The organism is Suttonella sp., assembly GCF_056855035.1.
The window spans coordinates 1-5,836 of sequence record NZ_JBXGGR010000032.1; the positions used below are offsets into that span (position 1 = coordinate 1).

A 5,836-nucleotide genomic window follows, 5' to 3' on the forward strand; every position below is an offset into this window, starting at 1 on the left:
ATCGTTCAGAGAAGGGATTTTTGTTGAATCTGATTTCTGGATTAACGGCATATTGCTTGTTTGCGTATAAGCCGCAGATGTTTGGGAAGAATGCTTTGGCGGCTGCTAAATAGAGGGGGCTTATCCCGAACTCAGGTTATATTACGGACTTGGCTCGTCTTGCCGTAGGCTCTTGTATTGTCTGCAGCTCGCCGCCTTGTACTAATTTCCACTTCTCCGACGATAAAGAATGAAAAATACGGCGGGTTTGCCCCGCCTCGTATTCATCGTTTCGCCGATTGTTTGATTTGCCGCTGCCACAGCAGTTTTGCCAAAATTTTCGCGGTTTCCTGCGGCAGATAGCGAATGACAAAGGGGCGGTTTAAGGCGCTGCAACCCATGCTGTCGAGGATGAGGCTTGCCATGCGGTAGCGGCGGTCAAAGTAATTATGTTGCAGGGCGATGGCATGGATGTTTTTCAAAGCGATGATATGCCAATGCCGCCACAGCCAGCCGTCGCGGTAGAAGAAATAGCCTTTTTCGCAATGCCAGCCGGCAAAGGCGGCGCGCCTTACAGCGGCAATCAATTGCAGCGGTATCAGGGCAAGCCATAGCCAAACGGCAGATTGCACAGGAATTTTTTCGGAAAAGCCGACCAAGCCCAGCGCTAAGATGCCGCAATAAACACTGCTCTTAAAGACATAGGCAATGAAGATTCTGCGCCATGCCTGCGCCGCCAGCGGCCGCAGCTGCGTAAAATACGGCAGTTGCCAATGCTGGAGCAGGCTTTGAATCGTCTCCTGCTCGGCAATCGGCACTAACAAACTGATGCCGCGCTCGCCGCCTTTGCCGCCGTCCATGACGGCGGTATCGATGCTGATGCGGTAACGCTTAAGCAGGCGCAGGCTGGGATTTTGCTGGATGCGCCAGACCTGTATGCGGGTTTTGCGGATATGGCTGCTGTGTTGGGTCAGCAGTCCTCGCTGCTGTTGAATGCGTTCGCCGCCGCTGTCTAAGAGCGTGAAATGGCTGTAGCCTAAATAAACAAAGAGAATGGCGGAGAGTTTATTCAATATCCATAGGATAAAAAGGGCAAGCAATGCCATAATCCACCAGCGGCTCAAGATTTCCGTCAGCCACAGACTGTCAAACAGACGCCCGCCAATCCACGCCACCATGCGGTCATAATCCTGAAACTCGATGAATACATAAAAGATAAAGGCGGAGATGCCCAAGCCTTGGTTAGTGCTTAAGCCAAGGCGGATGAGTTCGCCGCGCGGCAGGGGCAGCAGATTATCGCCGCTATGCGCGATTTGCACTTCGGTCTGTGCGGCGGCGGAGTGATGCGGCGATGATTGGCTTTGCCGCTGACTGAGCAGATAGCGCTGTAAATGCTGCGCATCTTCTAAAGAAAGTACGCGCAATACGGCTTCGGATTCGCCGCCGCTGCCTGCGGTTTCAAGCCGCACTTCCGCCACCGCCAGCCAACGGTGCAAAACATTGCGGCGCAGATTGACATTGTGCAGATTCGCCAGCGGCACATGGCGCACGGATTTAAACAGGCGGCCGCTATAAATGACGATATCTTCGCCGCTGATATGCAGGCGGTAGGAAAGCGCATGTACCAAGGGCAGCACAATCAGCAGAGCGCCAAGAATCAAGATAATACTGGTCGCCGTCGGGTCGCGAAATTGCTGCCACAAGCCCAGCGCCAGCGGTATGACATTGCCGATCACGAGATTTATCGTAATAAAGAGCCATGAATGACGGTGCAGGCGGCGCGGTGTCAGGGCATTTAAGGCGACGCCCAGTTCAAAAGCCGTCATGAGGCAAGTCCGCCGGCAGGCGGCGCATGCTCGCCAATCAATTCATGGCGTACCGCTTGCGCGTCTTCATACAATAAACCCCTAAGAACAACGACATTCATGCTGCCGGCGGTATGGATAAACAATTGGCTGACCCCGAAATGGCGTTCCAAAGGCCCTTGCCGCACGTCCACATATTGCACGCGCGAACGCGCGATATAGTATTCATGCCGCTGCCACAAGCCGATATGAAAGCAGAGACTGTGATTATCCAATCGCCATTGGCAGCGGCGATGGCGCAGCAGGCAGAAATAGCCGCCGTAAGCGGCAGAAGCAAGCGCCAAAATAGCGCCCCAAAACAAAGCCTTTAAAAAGAAGGTTTCCGCTTGGGAAAACATCGAGAACAGAACAAATATCAAGCCCACATAAAGCGGAAAAATAAACAAGAGCATCATTAAGGCAAGATTTGCCATTTGCTCCTGCAAAGCCTCTCGCGGCAACGGGTGAAAATCCATGTTTACTCCTTCAAGGTTTTTTCAAAGGCATTGAGGCGCTTGTAAATCGACATCAGTTCGACAATATTGCCCCATGAAACGACGAGAAACTGAAACGCGCCTTCCACTTTGCCAAAAGCGCGCACGATTTGCTGCATGATGCCCAAGGTCAAGGCGCCGGCAATCAGGCTCGGGCCCAGCGCAATATAGGGAAAGAGGACGCTGGCTTGCAAATACGTCCATTTCACCAAGTCGAAATACAGATAATTCAGATAGAGAACAAAATAATTTTTGCGCACGTTTTCATAAAGCTGCCCTAAGGTTTCAGGGCGGGCGCGGTCGGCATGATCTTCGCCGAAAACCAATTCTTTGCGATAAGCGGCTTCGACTTTTTGATTGTTAAATTCCAGTCCCGGCAAACGAATTGCCGCACCCGCCAATAATGCCGTGCCGACGGCGGCGGAAATCAAAGCCACCCAGACCATCGAATTAGATACCGCGCCAATCCACGGCAATTCCGTTACATGCACGGAGAGTTTGTTCAATTCCGGTAAAAAGGCGAATAAAATCATCACGGAATGTAAAAGCGAAACCGCCAAAGCCTCTACAATGCGGGCAAAGCGCATCGTGTCTTCCTGCACGCGCTGCGAAGCGCCCTCAATATGGCGCAATTTCTGCCAATGGGCGGTGTAGTAATCATTCATCGCCGTGCGCCAGCGAAATACATAATGGCGGACAAAAAAGTCCAGCAGCACTGCAATGCTGACATAAACCGCGGCGATTTTGCCGAAGGTCAGCATCTTGAGCAGAAATTCTTCAAAACTGATGCTATTAGGCTCCGCCAAGACTTTTTGCACCATATCGTAAAAATCGCGGAACCAAGTGTTGATATCCACATCCAAGGTCACGCGATACCATGTTGTTAATAAAATCAGCACCGAACCCAAAGCCGACCAAGCGAACCAGCGGCGGTTTAAAAAGAAACTGCGAAACATCTCTGTCCTCTATCCAATCATACGACAAACGCACAGCCCAAATAAGCTAAGAAAAAGCGGAGCATATACTCCGCTGCGTGAACGATATAGTCAAAGAATTTAAAAAGAGTTACAGATTCGATTCACTTTGCCACATTCACTGTCTGCCTGCTACTCGCTACCTTGTACCATTTTTTCAATTCTTCGACTATATAGTTTCTTCAGATTAAAATGAGACAATAAAAATTTTCAACATATTGAAAAATATTTCAATATGTTGTTTTGAGGCGTATCATTTTAATCTGAAGAGACTATAGTATAGCGCGAATTCGGAATAAGAAATCATGTCATTCAAGATGCGATTAGCTTTCCCTGACCGACTATCGCCGCGCTACATCGGCATACCGCGCAATAAACAAGTTCTCAGTCCTCATCGCCCAAATAGCCGCCGGTCTGCCGCGACCACAGCCGCGCATAAACACCGTTTTGCGCCAATAATTCCTCATGGCTGCCCTGCTCGATAATCCGCCCGGCTTCCAATACAACCAAACGATCCATTTGCGCAATCGTCGATAAGCGGTGGGCAATGGCAATCACGGTCTTGCCCTGCATCAGTTTGTCCAAACTGGCTTGAATCGCCGCTTCCACTTCGCTGTCCAAAGCGGAAGTGGCTTCGTCTAAAATCAGAATCGGCGCGTCTTTGAGCAAAACGCGGGCAATGGCAATCCGCTGCCGCTGTCCGCCGGAGAGTTTCACGCCGCGCTCGCCGACTTGCGCATCTAAGCCTTCATTACCCTGCGGATCGGATAAATGGGCGATAAATTCCGCCGCTTCCGCCTGTTCAATCGCCGCCTGCAATTGCGCATCCGTGGCATCGGGACGACCGTAGAGAATATTCTCGCGCACCGAGCGGTGCAGCAATGAGGTATCCTGCGTAACCATGGCAATATGGCGGCGCAAACTGTCTTGGCTGACTTCTGCGATATTGTGTCCGTCAATGAGGATTTTCCCCGACTGAATATCGTAAAAACGCAGCAAGGCATTGACCAAAGTCGATTTACCCGCACCGCTGCGCCCGACCAAGCCGATTTTCTCGCCGCCGCGAATGTGCAGATTCAAATCGCTAATCACATTAAGCAGTTCATTGCTGCCGTCTTTATGATGGCGCTGATAGCTGAAATTCACATTCTCAAAGCGAATCTCGCCTTGGCTGACTTGCAAAGTCTTGGCATCAGGCGCATCTTGCACGCTTTTGGGCAGGCTCAACATATTCATGCCGTCGGTTACCGTGCCGATTTGCTCAAACAAGCTGCTCACTTCCCACATCACCCAATGCGACATGCCGTTTAAACGCAAAGCCAAAGATACCGCCACCGCTATCGCACCGGCACCGACATTTCCGTCCAGCCATAAGCCGATTCCCACTGCGGTAACGGCAAAAATCAGACCGTAATTCATGCTCGCCATGCAAATGCTTAAGCCCGTTACCAAGCGGAATTGGCGGTACACCGTTTGCATGAAATCGCTCATGGAATTGCGTGCATAAATGCTTTCTCGCTGCGTATGGGCAAAAAGTTTGACGGTGGAAATATTGGTATAGGCATCGGTGATGCGTCCCGTCATGGTCGAACGGGCATGCGCCTGCTCCTGCGTCACGCGCTTCAAACGCGGCACAAAATGCCACTGCATGGCGATATAGAAAGCAAACCAAACGATAATCGGTAGCAGCAAGACCCAATGAATGCTCGCCAATAGCACAAACATCGAGAAGAAATACACCACCACATAGACCATCACGTCCATGGTTTTCAGCACCAATTCCCGCACCGCCAAAGCCGTCTGCATCACTTTAGTGGACACGCGCCCTGCAAACTCATCCTGATAAAAACTCATGCTCTGCCCAAGCAGATAATTATGCATGCGCCAGCGCACCGCCATCGGAAAATTGCCCATTAAGGCCTGATGGCGCACCAAAGAAGTCATCAAATTCGTCAGCGGCAAAAACAGCAGCAAAACCAAACTCATGCCCAGCAAACGCCATTTTTCATCCGCCAAAAAATGCTCGGGATTCGCCGCGCCCAGCCAATCGACGATTTTACCCATAAAGGCAAAGAGCGAGACTTCCATGACAGCAAGTAAAAAACTAAAAATTCCTACCAAAACAAACGGAAACAAAAAACCGCGGGAATAATAGCGACAAAAAGCCAATAAGGTTTTAGGCGGAAAATCATTTTCTCCCTCAGGAAAGGGATTCGTCCAACGTTCAAAAAATTTCAGCATCTCATACTCTTTTCAATTCAGGCGGCTATTATAGCGGCAAGATAAGGTTAAGGCATTATATAGTCAAAGAAATGAAAAAGTGGTACAGTAATGCTGCTAACAGGTAGCGCAGAGAGTACGGCGAGATGTGTTTAAATTGTAACTCTTTTTGAATTCCTTGACTATATATAGTCAAGGAATTCAAAAAAGGTTACACTAAAACTTATGGCATACTCAAAAGATTACAGACAAATGATATTAGACAAGCTGGCATCAGGTCATAGCTACAGAAAGCTTGTTGAAGAATATCGACTCAGCGCAACAA

The 5,836-nt window shown here is 49.9% G+C and carries 4 protein-coding genes and 1 pseudogene; 1 reads left to right on the forward strand and 4 read right to left on the reverse strand.

The genetic code is table 11. The features are described from left to right. Positions 1-113 (forward strand): annotated as a pseudogene (locus ACJHVI_RS02870) (IS982 family transposase); the annotation flags it as partial. 150 nt (positions 114-263) lie between these two features. On the opposite strand, the gene ACJHVI_RS02875 reads toward ACJHVI_RS02870, so the two are convergent. The 4 genes from ACJHVI_RS02875 to ACJHVI_RS02890 form a co-directional block, all read right to left on the reverse strand. Beyond that, complete coding sequence (locus ACJHVI_RS02875) at positions 264-1,805, reverse strand: PH domain-containing protein (RefSeq protein ID WP_483183119.1); 1,542 nt, start codon at positions 1,803-1,805, stop codon at positions 264-266. Beyond that, positions 1,802-2,299: a PH domain-containing protein gene (locus ACJHVI_RS02880; RefSeq protein ID WP_483183120.1), complete on the reverse strand. Its 498-nt coding sequence runs from the start codon at positions 2,297-2,299 to the stop codon at positions 1,802-1,804. Before ACJHVI_RS02880 ends, ACJHVI_RS02875 begins: the two co-directional genes overlap by 4 nt. Positions 2,300-2,301: 2 nt before the next feature. Beyond that, positions 2,302-3,273 carry a putative transporter gene (locus ACJHVI_RS02885; RefSeq protein WP_483183121.1) on the reverse strand — a complete coding sequence of 324 codons (972 nt, stop codon included), beginning with the start codon at positions 3,271-3,273 and terminating at the stop codon, positions 2,302-2,304. Between the two features lie 402 nt (positions 3,274-3,675). Beyond that, positions 3,676-5,532: an ABC transporter ATP-binding protein gene (locus ACJHVI_RS02890; protein WP_483183122.1), complete on the reverse strand. Its 1,857-nt coding sequence runs from the start codon at positions 5,530-5,532 to the stop codon at positions 3,676-3,678. Positions 5,533-5,836: the final 304 nt, after the last annotated feature.

Excerpts from the sequence above, each read along its gene's own strand:
- ACJHVI_RS02875 (WP_483183119.1), bottom strand. The coding sequence starts at position 1,805 with ATGACGGCTTTTGAACTGGGCGTCGCCTTAAATGCCCTGACACCGCGC.
- ACJHVI_RS02890 (WP_483183122.1), bottom strand. The coding sequence starts at position 5,532 with ATGCTGAAATTTTTTGAACGTTGGACGAATCCCTTTCCTGAGGGAGAA.
- ACJHVI_RS02885 (WP_483183121.1), bottom strand. The coding sequence starts at position 3,273 with ATGTTTCGCAGTTTCTTTTTAAACCGCCGCTGGTTCGCTTGGTCGGCT.
- ACJHVI_RS02880 (WP_483183120.1), bottom strand. The coding sequence starts at position 2,299 with ATGGATTTTCACCCGTTGCCGCGAGAGGCTTTGCAGGAGCAAATGGCA.